Source organism: Lentibacillus salinarum (assembly GCF_042679865.1).
GTDB classification, from domain to species: Bacteria; Bacillota; Bacilli; order Bacillales; family Amphibacillaceae; genus Lentibacillus; species Lentibacillus salinarum.
Genome location: NZ_JBHTNH010000017.1, coordinates 1 through 20,266, shown reverse-complemented (window position 1 = coordinate 20,266; position 20,266 = coordinate 1). Strand labels below are relative to the sequence as shown.

Annotated in this window: 20 protein-coding genes, 1 tRNA gene and 1 pseudogene; 18 read left to right on the top strand and 4 right to left on the bottom strand. The window is 44.6% G+C overall.

Annotated elements, in window-relative coordinates; all coding sequences use genetic code 11:
- Positions 1-81 precede the first annotated feature (81 nt).
- The 15 genes from fdhA (at position 82) to ACFQ4A_RS08115 (ending at position 14,358) form a co-directional block, all read left to right on the top strand.
- On the top strand, positions 82-1,299 hold the full coding sequence (gene fdhA, locus ACFQ4A_RS08185) for a formaldehyde dehydrogenase, glutathione-independent (protein WP_382399418.1): 1,218 nt from the start codon (positions 82-84) through the stop codon (positions 1,297-1,299).
- A gap of 210 nt (positions 1,300-1,509) precedes the next feature.
- Positions 1,510-2,319, top strand: a complete 810-nt coding sequence (locus tag ACFQ4A_RS08180; protein ID WP_382399416.1) for an MIP/aquaporin family protein — start codon at positions 1,510-1,512, stop codon at positions 2,317-2,319.
- A 50-nt stretch (positions 2,320-2,369) separates the two neighbouring features.
- Positions 2,370-3,863, top strand: a complete 1,494-nt coding sequence (glpK, locus tag ACFQ4A_RS08175; protein ID WP_382399414.1) for a glycerol kinase GlpK — start codon at positions 2,370-2,372, stop codon at positions 3,861-3,863.
- A gap of 91 nt (positions 3,864-3,954) precedes the next feature.
- Positions 3,955-4,935, top strand: a complete 981-nt coding sequence (gene dhaK, locus ACFQ4A_RS08170) for a dihydroxyacetone kinase subunit DhaK (RefSeq protein WP_382399412.1) — start codon at positions 3,955-3,957, stop codon at positions 4,933-4,935.
- 16 nt (positions 4,936-4,951) lie between these two features.
- The gene (gene dhaL / locus ACFQ4A_RS08165; protein ID WP_382399410.1) at positions 4,952-5,572 is read left to right on the top strand and encodes a dihydroxyacetone kinase subunit DhaL; all 621 of its coding nucleotides are present in this window, start codon (positions 4,952-4,954) and stop codon (positions 5,570-5,572) included.
- Between the two features lies 1 nt (position 5,573).
- Positions 5,574-5,948 carry a dihydroxyacetone kinase phosphoryl donor subunit DhaM gene (dhaM, locus tag ACFQ4A_RS08160; RefSeq protein ID WP_382399408.1) on the top strand — a complete coding sequence of 125 codons (375 nt, stop codon included), beginning with the start codon at positions 5,574-5,576 and terminating at the stop codon, positions 5,946-5,948.
- Between the two features lie 289 nt (positions 5,949-6,237).
- The gene (locus tag ACFQ4A_RS08155) at positions 6,238-7,899 is read left to right on the top strand and encodes a glycerol-3-phosphate dehydrogenase/oxidase (RefSeq protein ID WP_382399406.1); all 1,662 of its coding nucleotides are present in this window, start codon (positions 6,238-6,240) and stop codon (positions 7,897-7,899) included.
- Between the two features lie 21 nt (positions 7,900-7,920).
- On the top strand, positions 7,921-8,112 hold the full coding sequence (locus ACFQ4A_RS08150; protein ID WP_382399404.1) for a hypothetical protein: 192 nt from the start codon (positions 7,921-7,923) through the stop codon (positions 8,110-8,112).
- Between the two features lie 100 nt (positions 8,113-8,212).
- Complete coding sequence (locus ACFQ4A_RS08145) at positions 8,213-9,217, top strand: tetratricopeptide repeat protein (RefSeq protein ID WP_382399402.1); 1,005 nt, start codon at positions 8,213-8,215, stop codon at positions 9,215-9,217.
- 93 nt (positions 9,218-9,310) lie between these two features.
- Positions 9,311-10,285 carry a thioredoxin-disulfide reductase gene (gene trxB / locus ACFQ4A_RS08140; protein ID WP_382399562.1) on the top strand — a complete coding sequence of 325 codons (975 nt, stop codon included), beginning with the start codon at positions 9,311-9,313 and terminating at the stop codon, positions 10,283-10,285.
- Positions 10,286-10,647: 362 nt separating this feature from the next.
- Positions 10,648-11,112, top strand: a complete 465-nt coding sequence (locus ACFQ4A_RS08135) for an NUDIX hydrolase (RefSeq protein WP_382399400.1) — start codon at positions 10,648-10,650, stop codon at positions 11,110-11,112.
- Positions 11,113-11,128: 16 nt separating this feature from the next.
- On the top strand, positions 11,129-12,013 hold the full coding sequence (rapZ, locus tag ACFQ4A_RS08130) for an RNase adapter RapZ (RefSeq protein WP_382399398.1): 885 nt from the start codon (positions 11,129-11,131) through the stop codon (positions 12,011-12,013).
- Between the two features lies 1 nt (position 12,014).
- Complete coding sequence (locus ACFQ4A_RS08125; RefSeq protein ID WP_382399396.1) at positions 12,015-12,974, top strand: gluconeogenesis factor YvcK family protein; 960 nt, start codon at positions 12,015-12,017, stop codon at positions 12,972-12,974.
- A gap of 38 nt (positions 12,975-13,012) precedes the next feature.
- Positions 13,013-13,963 (top strand): DNA-binding protein WhiA, encoded by a 951-nt coding sequence (whiA, locus tag ACFQ4A_RS08120; RefSeq protein ID WP_382399394.1) that lies wholly within the window; start codon positions 13,013-13,015, stop codon positions 13,961-13,963.
- Between the two features lie 140 nt (positions 13,964-14,103).
- A complete protein-coding gene (locus tag ACFQ4A_RS08115) occupies positions 14,104-14,358 on the top strand; it encodes an HPr family phosphocarrier protein (protein ID WP_382399392.1) in 255 nt (84 codons plus the stop codon).
- A 193-nt stretch (positions 14,359-14,551) separates the two neighbouring features.
- On the opposite strand, the pseudogene clpP reads toward ACFQ4A_RS08115, so the two are convergent.
- Positions 14,552-15,148: pseudogene (gene clpP / locus ACFQ4A_RS08110) on the bottom strand (ATP-dependent Clp endopeptidase proteolytic subunit ClpP); the annotation flags it as partial.
- 370 nt (positions 15,149-15,518) lie between these two features.
- Here clpP and ACFQ4A_RS08105 point away from each other — a divergent pair.
- Positions 15,519-15,592 (top strand) — tRNA-Arg (locus ACFQ4A_RS08105).
- Positions 15,593-15,679: 87 nt separating this feature from the next.
- On the opposite strand, the gene ACFQ4A_RS08100 is transcribed toward ACFQ4A_RS08105, so the two are convergent.
- Both ACFQ4A_RS08100 and ACFQ4A_RS08095 read right to left on the bottom strand, forming a co-directional pair.
- On the bottom strand, positions 15,680-16,585 hold the full coding sequence (locus ACFQ4A_RS08100; protein WP_382399390.1) for a prenyltransferase: 906 nt from the start codon (positions 16,583-16,585) through the stop codon (positions 15,680-15,682).
- A gap of 18 nt (positions 16,586-16,603) precedes the next feature.
- Positions 16,604-17,101, bottom strand: coding sequence for a hypothetical protein (locus ACFQ4A_RS08095; protein WP_382399388.1), 498 nt, complete (start codon positions 17,099-17,101; stop codon positions 16,604-16,606).
- Between the two features lie 162 nt (positions 17,102-17,263).
- Here ACFQ4A_RS08095 and rpoN point away from each other — a divergent pair, with 162 nt between their 5' ends.
- Together rpoN and ACFQ4A_RS08085 are read left to right on the top strand one after the other, a co-directional pair.
- A complete protein-coding gene (gene rpoN / locus ACFQ4A_RS08090) occupies positions 17,264-18,535 on the top strand; it encodes an RNA polymerase factor sigma-54 (protein ID WP_382399386.1) in 1,272 nt (423 codons plus the stop codon).
- Positions 18,536-18,549: 14 nt separating this feature from the next.
- Positions 18,550-18,798: a glutaredoxin family protein gene (locus ACFQ4A_RS08085; RefSeq protein WP_382399384.1), complete on the top strand. Its 249-nt coding sequence runs from the start codon at positions 18,550-18,552 to the stop codon at positions 18,796-18,798.
- Positions 18,799-18,914: 116 nt separating this feature from the next.
- On the opposite strand, the gene ACFQ4A_RS08080 is transcribed toward ACFQ4A_RS08085, so the two are convergent.
- The coding region (locus tag ACFQ4A_RS08080) for an IS1634 family transposase (RefSeq protein ID WP_382399382.1) at positions 18,915-20,266 on the bottom strand (1,352 nt) is incomplete at its 5' end.

Sequence of the window (20,266 nt, the reverse complement as noted above, 5' to 3'; positions counted from 1 at the left end):
ATATATATTATAATATTTGACATATAATGATAGCGCTTACACATATAACACCATAAAACAATTAAAGGAGTTGTGGTTTGTATGGCGGGTAACAGAGCGGTAGTCTATGTTAGACCAGGTGAGGTTGAGGTGCGGGATACGCGTTATCCGGAGTTGATCTTACGGGATGGTCCTGGAGTGAATCCGCTGAATGTTGGGAGAAAATGTAACCACGGCGTGATTGTCAAAGTCGTTACAACAAACATTTGCGGCAGTGACCAGCATATGGTCAGGGGGCGAACAACAGCGCCGAGCGGTTTGGTATTAGGACATGAAATTACGGGGGAAGTTGTTGAAACAGGAAGTGATGTGGAATTTATTAAGAAAGGTGATTTAGTATCCGTTCCGTTTAATATTGCATGTGGGCGGTGCCCAAGCTGCAGGAGACAAGACACACATATTTGTGAAAATGTAAATCCTGATCGCCCGGGCTCGGCATATGGTTATGTGGATATGGGTGGCTGGGTTGGCGGCCAGTCCGAGTATGTGATGGTACCATATGCGGATTTTCAGCTACTGAAATTTCCCGATAAAGATGAGGCTATGGATAAAATTCTGGATTTAACGATGCTTTCAGATATTTTCCCGACCGGATATCATGGTGCGGTAAGTGCAGGGGTTAAAACCGGATCAACCGTTTATGTTGCTGGTGCTGGGCCGGTAGGATTAGCGGCTGCTCATTCAGCACAACTCTTAGGCGCATCAGTTGTGATTGTTGGTGACATGATTGAGGAACGTTTAGCACAGGCAAGAAGTTTCGGATGTGAAACAGTCAATTTACGCAAGCATGATGATCTTGGTGAGCAGCTTGAACAACTATTGGGAGTACCAGAGGTGGACTGTGCGATTGACGCAGTCGGTTTTGAGGCAAGCGGTCACGGTGAAGGTGCCGGAGAAGCCCCAGCCACTGTGTTGAACTCTATTATGGGAGCAACGAGAGCGGGAGGACGACTGGGCATCCCGGGTTTATATGTAACTGGAGACCCTGGTGCAGAGGATGAGGGTGCAAAAGAAGGAACTTTAAAAATCCGATTTGGTTTAGGTTTTGCGAAGGCGCATACATTTGTGACCGGCCAAACGCCCGTTATGCGCTACCATCGGGATTTAATGAAGGCGATCCTGAGTGGCAAAGCGCAAATTGCAAAGGCTGTTAATGCTACATTGATTTCGCTTGATCAGGCTCCGGAAGGGTATAAACAATTTGACGGCGGGGCATCGAAAAAGTTTGTCATTGATCCGCACGGCCTGGTGAGAAACTAATTTCTACAAATTTAAATGTAAACAACTGTTGACAGCGTTTACACTGTGAGGTAATATTGCTTTCAACAAGTTAACGATGAGGTGGAGACATGGAGACCCACGCTGCAATAGTACTTTCCCGGGTAAAGTACGTCTGTTGCAGTGTGGGTTTTTTTAAATCATCATTACTTGTTTGCGAGATTGATATTGCTGTTAAAGGAGTGTTTTGATATGCCGGAGTTTTTGGCTGAATTAATCGGCACGATGATCTTAATCATCTTAGGTGGCGGCGTTGTTGCCGGCGTCGTTTTAAAAAAGTCGAAAGCAGAAGGTACTGGCTGGGTATTGATTACGATTGGCTGGGGATTAGGTGTTACAATGGGGGTGTATGCGGTCGGTCAGTTTACCGATGCACATATTAATCCTGCGGTAACATTGGGATTCGCCGCTGCGGGGGAGTTTCCATGGTCAAAAGTACCAATGTATATAAGTGCTCAATTAAGTGGTGCGTTTATTGGAGCAGTCGTTGTGTTCTTTAATTATTTGCCACACTGGAAGGTTACAGATGATAAAGTGGCCAAACGGGATGTTTTTTCCACGACGCCAGCGATACGAAGCCCTTTTTCCAACTTGGTCAGTGAGATGATTGGCACGTTTGTCCTTTTGCTCGGTCTTATGTTCATTGGAGCGAACGAATTCACTGAAGGTCTGAATCCATTGATTGTCGGTTTGCTGATTCTGGCGATTGGTGTGTCCTTAGGAGGCGCAACCGGTTATGCCATTAACCCAGCTCGTGACCTTGGGCCGCGAATTGCCCATGCATTGCTTCCCATACCGGGAAAGGGCGTCTCAGATTGGGGCTATGCCTGGGTTCCGGTAGTTGGCCCGATTTTGGGAGGGATTTATGGTGCGGTGTTTTATAACGCCATGTTTTTAGGTGATTATTCTGCGTTGTTTTGGATATTAAGTGTTATCGCCGTCATTATTTTAAGCGGCGCTGCCAATGTGGAGCTCAGAAAAGGGAAAAACAGCAGCAGATAAAACACGGGAAAAATGGTATAAAACTATAAATATTTTAAGGAGGAGACACTATGAGTGAAACATTTATTTTATCATTAGATCAGGGGACAACAAGTTCAAGGGCGATTCTGTTTAACCATGACGGTGAGATTGTTGAAACAGCCCAAAAAGAATTTGAACAGTTTTTTCAGCATCCAGGCTGGGTGGAACATGATGCGAATGAAATCTGGACATCTGTATTGTCTTGTATTTCGGAAGTACTGCGCAAAGCAGATGTGGAACCATCCCAAATCGCCGGAATCGGCATAACCAACCAGCGTGAAACGACCGTTGTGTGGGATAAACATACCGGAAAGCCCGTCTATAAAGCAATCGTCTGGCAGTCACGCCAAACGGACGGCATTTGTAAGGAATTGGTTGAACAAGGCTATCAGGATATTATTCGCGAAAAAACCGGTTTATTGATTGATGCTTATTTTTCCGGAACGAAGGTGAAGTGGATCTTTGACAATGTCGAGGGCGTCCGGGAAAAGGCAGAAAATGGTGATTTGCTGTTTGGTACGATGGACACATGGATTGTTTACAAGCTTTCCGGCGGCAAAACACATATTACCGATTATTCCAATGCCGCCAGAACATTGATGTTTAATATTTATGATCTTCAATGGGACGAAGAATTACTGGACATATTGGGTGTTCCGAAAAGCATGCTTCCGGAAGTGCGGGAATCCAGTGAAGTGTACGCTAATACGGTCAATTATCACTTCTTTGGTCATGAGGTTCCAATCGCCGGGATCGCCGGTGACCAGCAGGCAGCTCTATTCGGCCAGGCATGTTTTGATAAAGGGATGGTCAAAAACACATATGGTACGGGTAACTTTATGCTGATGAATACAGGCGATGAAGGCGTTCAATCGGATCATGGTCTCTTGACAACACTGGCATGGGGTATTAATGGCCAAGTGGAATATGCCTTGGAGGGAAGTATCTTCGTGTCGGGCTCGGCCATTCAATGGTTGCGTGACGGGTTAAAAATCATCGATGATTCCCCGCAAAGTGAAGATTATGCCACAAGAGTCGATTCAACTGACGGTGTGTATATGGTGCCGGCGTTTGTCGGGCTGGGTACGCCTTACTGGGATAGTGATGCCCGTGGCGCATTTTTCGGCATCACACGTGGGACAACAAGAGAACACATGATAAGGGCAACGCTTGAATCACTGGCTTATCAATCCAAAGATGTTCTCGATGCGATGATCGAAGACTCGGGTATTGATTTAAAAACATTGCGGGTTGATGGTGGCGCAGTAAAAAATGACTTCTTGATGCAATTCCAGAGTGATATTGTCGGTGTCCCGGTTGAGCGCCCCGTTGTGCAGGAAACAACAGCTCTCGGCTCAGCGTATCTGGCCGGGCTGGCCGTCGGCTATTGGAAAGATAAAGATGAAATTGCCAGACAGTGGCAAAATGGACGGACATTTAACAGCGACATGGATGAACAGAAACGTGATGAGCTCTATGCTGGCTGGAAGAAGGCCGTTGAGGCAGCGAGAACGTTTAAATAATTTTTGATAGCGAGGGGGATCACTATGGCAATGCATTAGTCGATCTCGCTTCGCTTTTTTGGAGCCAATCAATGTAAGGGAGGATACCCATATGAAAAAAATCATTAATGATCCGAATCAAGTTGTGCAGGATATGGTCAGCGGGATGGCCGCTGCACATCCTGATGAATTGAAACAGCTATTTGGCACAACCGTCATGGTGAAAAAGAATGCCCCGATTGCAAATAAAGTCGGCATTGTCAGCGGCGGCGGGAGTGGTCATGAACCCGCCCATGCTGGTTATATAGGGAAAGGCATGATTGATGCAGCCGTTGCCGGAGAAGTTTTTACATCACCCACACCAGATCAAATTTTTGAAGCGATTAAAGCGGTCGATAGTGGTGCCGGTGTCCTATTGGTGATTAAAAATTATACCGGGGATGTCCTTAATTTCGACATGGCTGCAGAGCTTGCTGACGCAGAAGGCATTGCGGTAGATAAAGTGGTTGTGAACGATGATGTTGCCGTAGACGAACGAGTGTCAAGAAGGGGCATTGCCGGAACTGTTTTCGTTCATAAAATGGCCGGGGCAAAGGCTGAACAGGGCGGTTCTTTGGAAGAAGTGAAAGCTGCTGCCGAAAAGACTGTGCAAAACGTTCGCTCGATGGGTATGGCCTTAAGTCCGTGTACAGTGCCAGCGGCTGGGAAACCAAGCTTTCAGCTGGACGAGAATGAAATGGAGATTGGCATCGGTATTCACGGTGAATCAGGTATTGAACGGAAAGTGATGACAACCGCTGTCGATATAGCAAAAGAACTCACGGACAAAGTGCTGAATGATTTTGATTTCTCAGGCAATGTAGCGGTCATGGTAAATGGTTTAGGCTCTACACCGGAGATGGAACTGTATATTGTCAATCAAAAAGTTCAGTCGATATTAGCGGAAAAAGGCATCACTATCTACAAAACATTTGTCGGCGACTATATGACATCACTGGAAATGGCTGGCTGCTCTGTCACGTTGTTGAAATTAGACGATGAATTAAAACAATTACTCGATGAACCATCGCAAGCGCTAGCTTTTCGCAGCTGAGAAAGGAGTTTTGAACATGGAATTAGATGTCCAAGACATTGTTGCATGGATTGAAAAATCAAATGAAAACATTCAAGCGAACAAAGAATACCTCACAACCCTTGATCAGGAAATCGGGGATGGCGACCATGGGATTAATATGGCTCGCGGATTTCAGGAGGCGGCTGCCAAAATAGCGGAGCAGACTTATACGAGTAGTGCTGATGTACTAAAAGATACTGCGATGACGCTTATGTCCAAGGTCGGCGGTGCATCAGGCCCTTTATTTGGAACGGCATTCCTGAAATTGTCAACGGCGGCAAACGGAATGGATCCAATCAGTTACGAGACGTTTACAAATGGACTGGAAGAAGCGGTGAATGGTCTCAAACAGCGCGGAAAAGCAACGGAAGGTGAAAAAACACTTGTTGATGTATGGTCACAAATGATGAATTACTTTAAACATGAAACGGATTTCCATGCCGAGACGATTGCTGAAAAGGCTAAAAAAGCGATGGAAGATACAAAAGATATGATGGCAACAAAGGGGCGGGCGGCCTATTTTAAAGAACGATCAGTTGGATCAATTGACCCGGGTTCTGCTTCCTCGTTTTATATTTTCCAGGCACTGGCAGATATCGTTGAAAGGAGGGCGTAATATGTCCTATGTCGGGATCGTGCTCATTTCCCACAGTCCAAAAATCGTTGAGGGAACTAAAGATCTTATTCGTCAGGTTATAAAGGAAGTACCAATTGAAATCGCCGGTGGAACGGATGATGGTGCGATTGGCACAAACGTTGAAATGGTCCAGCAAGCAATCGAACGCGCAAATGACGGCGAGGGTGTATCCGTGTTTTATGATATCGGCAGTGCCAAAATGAATGCAGAAATGGCCATAGAAATGATCGGGGAAGAGGACGTCAAGCTCATGGGAGCACCTTTAGTGGAAGGATCATATGTGGCGGCTGTTGAATCTGGGATGGGGAAAGATGTGCAACGTATTACAGCTGCTTTGGCCAATGAATTTGGCTGACACATCGTTTTCGCGCCGATGTTTGCCTATGACTATACAGCGTTCAAGCTTTGTGCTATGATAAACGTAAGTTAATACATGTGCCGGAGAGATGGAGAAACCACAATTACTGATGATCGTCAATCATTAGTTCATTTTGTGGTTTCTTTTTTTCGTTTTAAGGAAAAGTAATAAATAGGCCATTGATTTCGGCTCCAAAAAAAAATAGATCATCCCGTATGTTGTTCTCAATATATGAATAAATCTGGTCAGGTTGCTGACAGATACAGGTGATAAGGAGTGAATGAATATGTCAGTATTTTCAAGTCATCAGCGCAATCCCGTTTTTCACGACATGGAGCAGGAGCCGCTTGATCTGCTCATCATCGGCGGTGGAATCACCGGTGCCGGAATTTCGCTTGATGCTGTTACCCGTGGTTTGAATACAGCTGTCGTGGAAATGCAGGATTTTGCGGCCGGGACATCTAGCCGCTCCACCAAATTGGTACATGGCGGGCTTCGTTATTTGAAGCAATTTGAGGTTAAAGTGGTTTCAGAAGTTGGTCAGGAGCGGGCGATTGTTTATGAAAATGGCCCCCACGTTACCACGCCAGAATGGATGATGCTGCCATTTTATAAAGGTGGAACATTCGGCCCGTTCACAACAAATATCGGTCTGCGTGTTTACGATTTTCTGGCAGGGGTCAAAAAAAGCGAGCGCAGGGAAATGCTAAGTTCTGAAGAAGCACTAAAAAAAGAACCACTTGTTAAGGATGACGGCCTTAAAGGAGCTGGTTATTATGTTGAATACAAAACGGACGATGCCCGACTGACGATTGAAGTCATGAAGAAAGCAGTCGAGAAAGGCGCCCATGCGGTTAACTATGCCAAAGTCACAGGTTTTCTTTATGATAGTGGCAAAATTTGCGGCGCGGTTGTGAAAGACCGGATTACCGGCGAACAGCACAACGTTTATGCCAAAAAAATCATTAATGCGGGTGGTCCATGGGTGGATGATTTACGGGAAATTGACGGCTCCAAACAAGGGAAGAATCTTTATCTGACAAAAGGGGTTCATCTCGTGTTTCCGAAAAAACGATTCCCACTAAAGCAGGCGATTTATTTTGATGCACCGGACGGCCGGATGATCTTTGCCATCCCACGGAACAAAAAAACATATGTCGGCACAACTGATACGAGCTACACAGGCGATATTGCCCATCCGCAAATGACGGAAGAAGACCGGGATTATTTGTTGAATGCGATCAATTACATGTTTCCTTCGCTTGCTATGACAAAAGAAGATGTTGATTCAAGCTATGCCGGCTTAAGGCCGTTGATTGCCGAAGAAGGACAGGATGATCCTGATGAAATATCCCGGAAAGATGAAATATTCATTTCGGATTCCGGCCTGATCTCGATGGCCGGCGGAAAATTAACAGGTTACCGTAAAATGGCTGAAGAAGCGGTTGATACGGTTGTAAAGCAACTAAAAGAAGAAGACGGCATCCTGTATTCTGAGTCGGAAACGGAGCATTTGCCGATATCTGGCGGCGACGTCAACGGATCAAATGGATTTCGACAGTTTAAGAAACAAAAAATTGCCGAGGCAACTGACTTGGGAATTGAAGAAGAAGCAGCGATTTTTCTAATCCAAAAGTATGGTTCGAATATTGATCAGATTTTTGATCTGTATCAAAGTGAACAACTGCGTGCTGACGAGGCAGGTATTAAGCCGATCGTGTTTGCGGAATTGATCTATGCCATCGAGCAGGAAATGACGTATAAGCCTGTTGACTTTTTTGTACGGCGGACCGGGGCTCTCTTCTTTGACATTGACTTTGTTAGAGAGCACAAGGAAAACGTTATTGACTACATGGCGCATGCACTGCAATGGAACGACCGGCAGAGACAAAGCTATACCGAAGAACTGGATCAGTTACTCTACGAAGCCGTACATCCGGTTGAATAATGTGAGTGGGCGGAACAGTTTTTGTTCCGCCCAACATCAACCGGAGCGGGGGCAACATCAACCGGAGCGGGGGCAACATCAACCGGAGCGGGGGCAACATCAACCGGAGCAAGCGCAACATCGACCGGAACGAGCACAACATCAACCGGAGAGCGCACAACATCAACCGGAGCGGGCGCACCATCGACCGGAAAAGCAGGCAACCTCGGATAAATTGCTTTTTTCCTTTTTTAATCTCAAACATGTATATAATTCTCCTTCCAATTATGATATACTTTGTTCGATGAGATTCGACAATAAGGGGATTTGATGTATGCAGCAATCAGACAAGCAAATACAAGGATATAAGGAGAATATTCTCCCCTTTATTCCGGACGGTAAGTTTTATTTCACAAAAGGTGTCGAAGCCTTTGAGAAACGGAAATTCGATGTGGCCATTAAATGGTTGCGCAAAGCGATCGAATCGGCACCTGAAAACCCGTTATATCAGTGCCAAATGTCGATTGTGTATACTGAGATCGGTGCCTATCACGCGGCGAATCAACTGCTGAATGACGTGCTGCAGTCAACAAATGAAACGTATACGGATTGCTATTACTTCCTTGCCAATAATTATGCGCATTTGGGGCTGTTGAATGATGCGAAAACACATGCGGAAATGTATCTTCATAAAGCGACGGATGGTGACTTTCGGGAAGATGCTGAACATTTGCTGGATTTAGTGACTATTGATGAAGCAGATGAGGATGACTGGGAGTTCGAAGCCGAGGATGAATTACTTGTTTATCAGGAAGCCGTTTTTCAGCATATGGAACATGAAGAATGGGAAGAGGCGCTTCCATTACTTGAAGAAATGCTCACCCTGTTCCCGGAGCACAAAGTGATCCAGCATGACTACGCCCATGCCCTGTTCTTTTTCGGCCATGCTGATGAGGCCATCAGGATGGAACTGGAGACCCTGGAAGAGCGGCCTGATTCATTAAACAGCCATACCAACCTGGCGATATTTTATTATCAGACAGGGCAGTCTGAGGAATATAAAAAGCATATTGAGCCATTACTAAATGTATATCCCATCCATGAGCAGCAAAAATTACGAATAGCTGTGACACTTGCCCGAACCGGTGTCTACGATCAAGCTTATAGTCGCTTTCGTAAGTTGGCCAGATCACAAATGCAACATCATTTATCATATTATAAGTGGTACAGTATTTCTGCATACCAGCTCGGTCAGCCATCCAAAGCACTATCGTTATGGGAAGAAGGCTGCAGAAAACATCCGGGACTTGCGGATGAAGAAGGACCATGGAACGTGTGAAGATGGGCTCATCAGGGGGATCATCCCGGTATGAGCAGAACGTTAGACGAAACCGGAGCCATTTAATATGATGAATATGGCTTGACGATTATAGTGGAGGAAAGGGCTGATAGTATGGCCGATGAACGTATGTACGATGTCATTATCGCCGGTGCCGGACCCGCAGGCATGACTGCGGCCGTTTATGCATCACGTGCGAATCTTGACACATTAATGATCGAACGCGGTATTCCAGGCGGCCAGGTGGCCAATACGGAAGATGTGGAGAACTACCCTGGCTATGAACACATTCTTGGTCCCGATTTATCGAATAAAATGTTTGACCATGCAAAAAAATTTGGTGCCGAATATGCTTATGGCGACATTAAAGGGGTTGAAGATCACGGCGATTACAAAACCGTTATCGCCGGAAATAAGCAATACAATACACGGGCACTGATTATTACGACAGGCGCCCAATACAAAAAACTCGGTATTCCGGGTGAAGAAGAACTGGGTGGCCGTGGTGTATCCTATTGCGCGGTATGTGATGGTGCTTTCTTTAAGGAAAAAAATCTTTTCGTTATCGGTGGTGGAGATTCAGCCGTGGAAGAGGGGATGTATCTGACCCGCTTTGCCGAAAAAGTAACCATCGTGCACCGCCGTGATAAACTCCGTGCCCAGAAAATTCTGCAGGACCGCGCCTTTGATAACGATAAAATTGAATTCATCTGGAATACAGAGGCGGAAACGATCAATGGCCCGGACGGCAAGGTCCAATCGGTACGCTTGCATAACAATGAAACCGGCGAAGCGTACGACCATCCGATTGATGGTGTGTTCATTTATATTGGAATGCTGCCGCTAAACGAGCCATTCAAATCACTTGGAATTACCAATGATGAAGGCTATATTCCGACAAACGAAAATATGGAAACAGCCATCCCGGGCATTTTTGCAGCGGGCGATATCCGTGAAAAATCTCTGCGACAAATTGTGACAGCAACCGGAGATGGAAGCATTGCCGCTGAAACTGCTCAAAAATATCTTGAGGATTTGCATGAAGAACTGAAAGCGGCACAATCGTAATTTTACGTTTGTCACGTTAAACGTATCAAAAAGTCATGACATTTTAACGCTGCTGTAACACGCACGAAACATTAATCAGGTACAATGGAATTAACTAATTGACCCCCTTTTAATAATAAATTAGTTTGATGGCAGGTGACTCGTTTCACCTGTATTTTTTTTGGCCTGACGCCAGCTGAATAGCTGTTGTCAAAACGTGTCGAACAGCTGCAGGCTATATGGTTGTTGCCTGGATTGGATTCAGTGTATAATAGTCATCAAATGATTTTTCTTTTTCACTTTAGAATAACGTATACGGAAAATTATCGGCACTCGCTAATGGGCGGGCAATTTTTCAGGAGAGAGAAAGCAGTGACATATGAATGCAACGTGTGACCAATTGCATATTATTAAATCAGGATCATGTTTTACTATTGAAAAAACCGCGGCGTGGTTGGTATGCCACCCCTGGCGGAAAAATGGAGCAGGGTGAATCGATCAAAGAATCAGCGGCCCGTGAATACCGGGAAGAAACAGAGCTGGAACTGGTTGACCCGGAGCTCGCCGGGGTCTTTACCTTCATGGTTTATCAAGCAGATAGACTGATACAGGAATGGATGATGTTCACATTCCTGTGTCAAACGTATACCGGAACGTTAACGAATGACTGCCGTGAAGGTGAACTGGAATGGGTGACGCGGGAGACTATCTATGAATTACCCATGGCTGAGGGGGACAGGAAAATTTTCCGTCACGTCCTGAATTCTAGTAAGATGTTGTACGGATCTTTTAAATACACTGAAGACTATCAGTTGATTGAATGTCGTCTTGATCCTTCCAGTCCCTGAAGAGGAGAAATGTGCCATGTCAAACAGTGAACAGGAAACAAAACTCGTTGTGATCACCGGCATGTCGGGAGCGGGAAAAACCGTTGCCGTGCAAAGTTTTGAAGATCTCGGCTATTATTGTGTCGATAACCTGCCGCCAGCTCTCTTGCCGAAGTTTTTGGATCTGATGAAAGATTCCCGAAACAACATTCAAAATGTGGCGCTTGTGATGGATTTGCGCGGCCGCGAGTTTTTCGATTCGTTATTTGAAGCGCTCGATAGATTAGCCGAGGAAGACTGGTTGAATGAACACATCCTTTTCCTGGATGCCAAGGATGAAGCGCTCGTAACAAGGTATAAAGAAACACGGCGAACGCACCCCCTGGCTCCTGAGGGCCTGCCTTTAAGCGGCATTCAGCAGGAACGGCAAATTATGGATGAGTTAAGGGGCAGGGCACAACGGATTATTGATACTAGCAGTCTAAAGCCAAAGGAATTAAGAGACAACATATTAAAAGCCTATACAGAAAGTAAACAGGATATTTTTTCCGTGCACATGGTTTCATTTGGTTATAAATATGGCATCCCGATTGATGCGGACTTATTGTTTGATGTACGGTTTTTGCCGAATCCGCATTATGTGCCGCACATGCAGCCATTGACCGGTCTTAATTCGGAAGTGTCCTCTTACGTATTCAAATGGTCTGACACACAGAAGTTTAATGCGAAAGTACTCGATTTGCTGCAGTTTATGTTGCCACAATATAAAAAAGAGGGTAAATCACAACTGGTGGTGGGTATCGGTTGTACAGGCGGACAGCATCGTTCCGTAGCCATTGCGGAATATTTCGCCAAACAGCTTTCAGATCATTACATTACACATGTCAGCCACCGTGACATTGATAAAAGAAAGGGTCATTAATATGGACAGCAGGAAACGACCGCGTGTTGTTGTTCTTGGCGGCGGGACAGGAATGCCGGTGCTTTTACGTGGGCTGAAGGATTTGCCGATTGATTTAACGGCTCTGGTAACCGTTGCCGATGATGGCGGGAGTACAGGTCGGCTGCGGGATGAAATGGCCATCCCGGCTCCCGGCGATATACGAAATGTGATTGCTGCTTTATCGGATGCCGAACCGATGCTGCTTGATTTATTCCAGCATCGGTTTAAAGTCGGCAATGGTCTGTCAGGTCATTCGATGGGTAATTTGCTCCTGGCGGCGATGACGTCTGTTACCGGTAATTTTTTAACAGGTATTCAGGAAATATCGCGGGTATTGAATGTTAAAGGTGAAATCTTCCCCATATCAAATGACAGCATGTCGCTGCATGCCAAAATGACAGATGGCACGGTAGTATCAGGTGAGTCCAATATTCCACTGGCCAATAAAAAAATTGCCCATGTTTATTTAAGTCCGCAGCCGGTTCAGCCGCTTCCGGATGCGGTCAACGCGATTACCGATGCCGATTTGGTGGTAGTGGCTCCCGGGAGTTTGTATACGAGTATCTTACCGAACTTGATCATTCCGCAAATTGATGTTGCTCTCAGTCAAACGAAAGCAAATGTTGTTTATGTCTGTAACGTCATGACCCAGGCGGGCGAGACGACTGATTATACGGCGGCAGATCATGTCCAGGCTATTCGCGGTCACATTGGTGAGGAATGCATCGATTCGATTGTCGTTCATAATGAACCGATTCGCGGGCATGTTCGTGAGGTATATGCCGAAGAGAATGCCGCTCCTGTCATTTATGATACGGAACGATTGCTTGATATGGGGCTGCGGATTATCGAAAGTGATATCATTGACCCATCGAAAACAGCATTGCGCCACGATACACAGAAAATAGCAAAATTGCTTTATTCATTAATTCATGAATAATCGATTTGTGAGGACGGCTGAACGGGGAGGTATCGGGAATGTCATTTGCATCGGAAATAAAGAAAGAATTAACAGGCGTTGAGGTGGATAATTGCTGTCAGTATGCTGAATTGGCCGCATTAATTCGCATGAATGGTGTTATCTCCAAGTCCGGTAACGTCTACACACTGGATGTCCAGACTGAAAATGCTGCTATCGCTCGCCGTATATATACACTGGTGAAATCATTATACAACTTTTCGTCTGAACTGCTTGTCCGCAAGAAGATGAAGCTGAGGAAAAATAATATTTATATTGTACGCTTGAAAGAAGTTGTTCAGAAACTGCTTGATGAATTGGGGATTATCCAGGATTCGTATACGTTCCATAGAACCATCCCGGATAAATATTGGGAAAAGAACTGCTGTAAACGCGCATACTTAAGGGGAGCTTTTTTGGCAGGTGGTTCGATTAATAACCCGGAAACGTCGTCCTATCATCTGGAAATTTTCAACTCCTATCAGGAACATAATGATTCCTTATGTGAACTTCTGAACGACTTTGATTTAAAGGCACGCAAACTGGAACGCAAAACGGGTTACATCACTTATTTGAAAGAAGCCGAAAAAATAACCGATTTACTCAATATTATTGGCGCCCATAACGCGTTATTCAAATTTGAAGATGTCCGGATCGTCCGGGATATGCGCAATTCGGTCAATCGACTCGTTAATTGTGAAACAGCTAATTTAAACAAAACCATTGGAGCAGCATTCCGTCAGATTGAAAATATCAATTTCATTTCCGAGACAGTTGGATTGGAATCATTGCCGGAAAAATTGCGGGAAATTGCTGAATTAAGGGTTCAGCATCAAGATATTTCGCTGAAAGAATTGGGTGAGCTCATGTCCGGCGGTAAAATTTCCAAGTCCGGTGTAAATCATCGTCTGAAAAAAATTGACGAATTCGCTGAGAAACTTCGTGAGGAAGGTGTTGCACCGAAGAAGTGACAATTCAATAATCACATGTTATATGATATACTATGATTATTTAAATGATGATTATCAGCAATCATGGCAGTAAGCGGTTCAAACATACTGCCAATTTTTTACAAAATTATGAAAACGATTTCAATAGGAGGGTGAGATGTTTGGTGGAGAAATTGGTGAAGGTTGAACTTGATACAGGTTTGCAGTCACGGCCGGCATCAAAGTTTGTTCAGGAAGCAAATCGGTTTTCGGCCCATCTATTTCTTGAAAAAGACGGCAAGCGGGTCAATGCCAAAAGTATCATGGGGTTGATGAGCCTCGCGGTAACCCCAGGTGAAACGGTTAAATTGATTGCAGAAGGTGATGATGAAGCGGAAGCGCTTAATGAATTAACAGCCTTTGTATCAAAATCATAACGTTGAGGGTGAATCCTATAGTTCAGGCGTGAGCCCATAAGAAAAAACGCTGACGTGTCTTTTCAGATGCCAGAGGTCAGAAGTTGGATTGGAAGAAATCGGCGAGTTAGCCGATTTCAAAATTTTATACTTTCTTATCTTTTAAAAAAACTGCACCGAATTCGGTGCAGTTTTTATTTCCAATTGACATTGATTATTCCCGGTCGGTATTTCTCTCCAAGATCTTGTCAATCAGACCATATTCGACTGATTTTTCGGCGGACATAAAGTTATCGCGATCCGTGTCACGGTCGATCACTTCCATTGGCTGACCTGTACGATCAGACAGGATTTTGTTGATTTTCTCACGCATTTCGATGATTCGGCGTGCATGAATTTCGATATCTGTTGCCTGTCCCTGTGTTCCGCCCAATGGCTGGTGGATCATGACTTCACTATTTGGCAGAGCGTACCGTTTGCCTTTTTCACCGGCTGCCAGCAGGAAAGCTCCCATGGATGCTGCCATCCCCGTGCAAATGGTTGAAACATCCGATTTAATAAATTGCATGGTATCATAAATGGCCATACCGGCCGTAATGGAACCACCCGGTGAATTAATGTACAGGGAAATATCCTTATCCGGATCTTCCGCCTCCAGGAAAAGCAGCTGAGCAACAATGGAGTTGGCAACATTGTCGTCAACGCCGCTTCCAAGCATAATGATACGGTCTTTCAATAAACGTGAATAAATATCATAGGCGCGTTCTCCACGGTTCGTCTGTTCAATGACTGTTGGGATTAAATTCATCTGTTCATCCTCCTTATTTCATTTCAAATTCATCCATACATTGGATAGTCTTATCATAACTAATAGGTCAAAAAAGGTCAAACAAAAAATGCTCAAGCTTCGAAGCTGGCGTTTTAGTGAATGGCCGCTTTTCATAGCGGTTATACAAACCTGATCAATGGTTCTATGATACAATTATCATCTACCATCATACCCTTAAAAAGATTTGGATAAAACCCGTTATGAAAAAATGTTATAAAAAATCATGAATCGATCACCAGTCTGATACTTAGTCAGAAAATACTGTCTCATTATAAAATCTACAAAAAGACTTGTTTATTTTTAAATCACGTATTATAATACCATATGTGTCTGAAGGAAATATTTATTTTATGCGCTCGTAGCTCAGTCGGATAGAGCACTGGTTTCCGGTACCAGGAGTCGGGGGTTCAAGTCCTCCCGGGCGCGTTTTCTATTTAAAAAGACAAGGGATCAGCCGCTGATTCCTTGCCTTTTAATATACCTGAAAAATCGCTGCTCTTTCCCAATAAGCCGTCACAGCCATACCCCGATCGCCAACAATAGCCCGAAAGCCCAGTGGTGCCAGGCTGCCCACTTCATGCCACCAAGTTCATCGGCACGTCCTGCTCCTTCCCGGAATGACCAGCGCAAACGCGCAGCAACAGGTGTTGCCAGCAAAACGATGATGGCAGGTATAGGCATTACCCCGCCCGATATGAGTCCAATAACGACCAGGTAGGCAAGTGTCAGCAATGCTGTCAGTAAACGAACAGCCCGCTTACGGCCAAGCAGTATTGCCAGCGTGTGGCGAAAATGACGGTCCTTGTCAATATCGCGAATGTTGTTTGTCAAAATCATCGATGCGATCGCCAATGCAAAGGGTAAGGAGACGGCAGTGATTTGAAAGTCCAATCCGTTTCCTTGGACAACATAACTTAATATCATGACAACCGGTCCAAGAGAGATAAAAGCGATTGTTTCGCCCAGTCCGATCGAGCATAATGGGCGCGGCCCGGCTGAATACAAATAACCGAAAACAATACCGGCAACGCCCACAGGTATAATCCAGAACGTACTTTGAACGGCGAGCCAGAATCCAATCACCATGGCGATACTTATCAGTGACATGGCTAAATATGGAACTGTATGATGAGCAGGCCCTCGTGCCTGCGATTCATCGACAGTCCATTTTTCCTGATCCTGACCATGCTTGAAATCATAATAATCATTAAACAGATTGGTGCCGGCTTGAATGAATAGTGCTGCTGCAAGCATGGCCAGAAACACATCAAATCGAATCCCCCCTTGCATGAGTGCCATACCAGTTTCGACTAAGATCGGGGTAATGGTCCCGGTCAGGGTCATCGGACGAAACAACTGAATCCACGAAGCCCGATAATAATAGATTTCGTGTTTGTGACTGACGGCAGACTGTAACATCACAGCTCATCCCCTTTATTAAAATAAAACCATCAAAACAATAAGGGCCATAAAACCAATTACCTCGACTGATTCAAACAACGCGACTTTGGTCAGGTCGTTTAACAGCGGTTTTTTATCGCCGGAATCTGCCTGCTGCCACAGCTCAACATGTGCCAGTACTTTAAGCGATTGCCGATATCCGATGAAAAGTCCCCATAGCAGTGTGACGGCTCCGATAATCAAAGCTGCCAGCCAAATATGGCCGTATCTGGTCTTCCACAAGTTACGCCATTGATCAATCGGGCCGAAAACAGTCCCGAGCAATATTCCGCTCATGATGACGCCGACACCGGACCCGGTCAGAAATTTGTGGGACCATTGCATCAACGCTTGCAATACGTCCCGCTGCCGGACGAAAGTCATTTTCCTGACAGCCGGAAAAGCTCCCCAGCCGATAAACAATATACCGCCAACCCAGATGATCGCAAGCACGATATGCACAAATAAAAGCGCTTGACGCAGTTCCCATGGCATGTTGACCACCAGCTTTGCGTGATTTGACTCGATTGTATACCCGGGAAACGTGATGTGATGTGACACATATCACGAAATGTCAGCTTCCTATGTTTTCTGAACGTGAGTTTTTGTCGATTTTGTGGCAAAATAGAACTAGTCAGGATGAGGGGGAGATCCACGATGCGGCCGGCAATTGTCCAGGAACAGAAATTACAGCTGAAGATGAATCAGTCACTTATCCAGGCCATTCATTTGCTCCAGTATTCTGGCGTGGAAATGGTGGAATATATCCAAGAGCTCTCCAAGGAAAACCCACTGATTGAAGACGTTAATGTTGACTATGAGATAGGCCGATTCAAACAGGCCAGTACCAATGACATATCGATTGGTGAAATCAACCCGGCTGAACTGACGATGTATGAGCAGCTGAAAAGCCAGCTGTATGCCATTCATGTGCCAAATGATTTACGTGAAGCTGTCCATTTTGGAATCGACTCGCTAAATGAAGACGGTTATCTTGACATCGACTTGACGTCCTGGGCAGATCAGTGTGGCGTAACGGTTGACAGGGTAGAGGATGCATTACAGCTGATTCAGCAGTTGGAGCCGGCCGGAATCGGGGCCCGTACGCTGCAGGAATGCATTCAACTACAGCTGCCGGATTCAGGGGCGTTACTAGCTGAATTGCTGACCGATCATTTGGATTGGGTTGCTGAAGAAGACACTATCGCCATCAGTGACCGTTATCATTTGTCAGAAGCGAAAGCGGCGGACATATTAAAACGGATCCAATCATGTCACCCCAAACCAGGTCAGCTTTTATCGGCGAAAAAGACAGAATACATCATTCCCGAAGCGTACATTTATGAGGAAGATGGGAATTGGAAAATATCGTTCTATAAATGGCATGCACCGACGATTGAAGTTAACGAATCATACAAGCATCTGCAGGTTGATGAGAAAGACGCCGCAGATTATTTAAAGGAAAAAATCAATCAGGTCAACTGGCTGCAGCAGGCGATCAAATTCCGTGGCCATACAGTGGAACAAGTGATTGAAAAGATCGTGGAGAAACAGCGTATGTATTTTGAGCATGGGGCGTTTATGCTGCAGCCATTGACATTAAAAGAGATCGCCGCCGAATTAAATATGCATATTTCCACGGTCAGCCGTGCTATATCCCATAAGTATGTCCAAACCAAATATGGCGTTATCCCGCTGAAATTTTTTCTACAATCCGGGATCAAACAGAAAGATGGACAGCAAACCGCTTCGTTTGTGATTAAACAGCTGATTGCTGAACTGATTAATAATGAAGATAAACAAAAGCCATTTTCAGATCAAGCCATCAAAAACCGTCTCCAGCAGGAATTCGGTATCACCGTAGCACGACGAACCGTGATGAAGTACCGGGAGCAATTAGGGATAGCGGCATCAACGAAACGTAGATAAAATGGAGGTTAACCATGCAAACGATTATCGTATACACAAAAGAAAATTGTCCCTTATGTGATGAGGCACTTGCGACACTTCAATTATTACGTCATGATTACTCATTCGCCATCGACGAAAGAGATATTTACACCAATGATGACTGGCTGGAAACATATCAATTGCAGATACCGGTTATTGACATTAATGGCACCACACTCAACTGCGAACAGATCAGCTATGAAGCGGTGGAAGCAGCATTGCAGGTGGCGAACAGCAAATGATTTGTATAAAAATAGAGATATGATACAATGAAAATCTCATCTTTGACACTAAAAACCGCCATAAGCGCTGCAAAATCAACGTTATTGGCGGTTTTAAATTGCTCAAAAACAGCGTACTATTTTCCTTTTTTGGTTTGTTTTAAAATTTTTTTCATGTTTTTTTGAGTAACTATTTCAAAGTCGGTTCTAAAGCCAAATGCTTCATGTAAAGCATCCGTAATTTCTGTTCGTGTATATACAGGTATGTATCCCTCTCCATTCAATTCCCGCATGTTCATATTCCTCAACGTACTGATTAATTCAGGGCATGTAAAGCTTTCATCCAATTTTTTCTCCAAAATGCGATAAATCAGTAATGCTAAAAAACATGTTAAAAAATGTGCTCTTATTCGGGTTTCCCTCTGCAAGTAAACGGGTCGGGTCTGGAATTCACTTTTTAATATCCGGAACGTCTCCTCAATCTCCCATCTCCTATGATTAATCTTAATAATTTCCTCAATAGTGGATTCCAGATTGGTACATACCGCATAAAACCCGTCATACATGGATTCATTATCAATCTGGTCTTGATTCAGAGCTGCCTGAGTCTTGTCCGCGATTTCGCCATCGTCTGTGACATGTGTTGCTTTAATGAATCGCTTTGGGTCGTTCTGGTTATGTTTATGCAACGAACTTGGATTGTCCACCTTCTTCTTCGCGCGTTCAACTTGTTTTTCCCGGATAGAAGCTTGATATCGCTGATAAACGGGTGAGTAGGTGACAATTAACTTTTGTTCCAATCCATTTTCGTTTATCCAGCGCTCTTTGTAATACGTTTTCTGATCATTTTTGAGCTTGCGAACATCATCCAAATTTATTTTTTTATTGCTTCCGGGTATGCGCCATCCCTCGGAATCCAGAGCCCACTCCTTCAAAAATTTCTTCAGTTTTTTGATGGATTGCGTGGTTACAAAGGCGCGTTTTCCTTTCGTGTTATAGATCCGATTTTTATTTGAAGATAGACCGGCATCTGTGCATACTACAAATTTTGAAAGGTTAAAGTCTTTTAGAATACGGCGTTCTAGCGGTTTCAAGGTGGTTTGTTCGTTTTGGTTTCCAGGTGTCATACTAAAAGCTAGTGGAAGCCCGGACCCATCCATGAACAGTCCCATTTGAACAATGGGGCTGGGACGATTTTCTTTAGAAACGCCATATTGTTTTAAACCATCTTCTTCCTCGATTTCAAAGAAAAAATTGGTGCAGTCATAATATAAAACTTGCGTGTTTCGATCAACAACTTGGAGGCTATTTTTATAGACCATTTCTTCAATAAAATCCGATTGTTCCGCAAGCACCCCAAGTGCCCGATAGATTTGATGGGACTGAAATTGTGCCGGTTCAAGTAAGTCCTTCGAATGTTCAAACGTTCCCTTTTTTGAAGCAGGGTGTAGAATACGCAAATACAGAAGACGCGAAAGAATCTCATTAA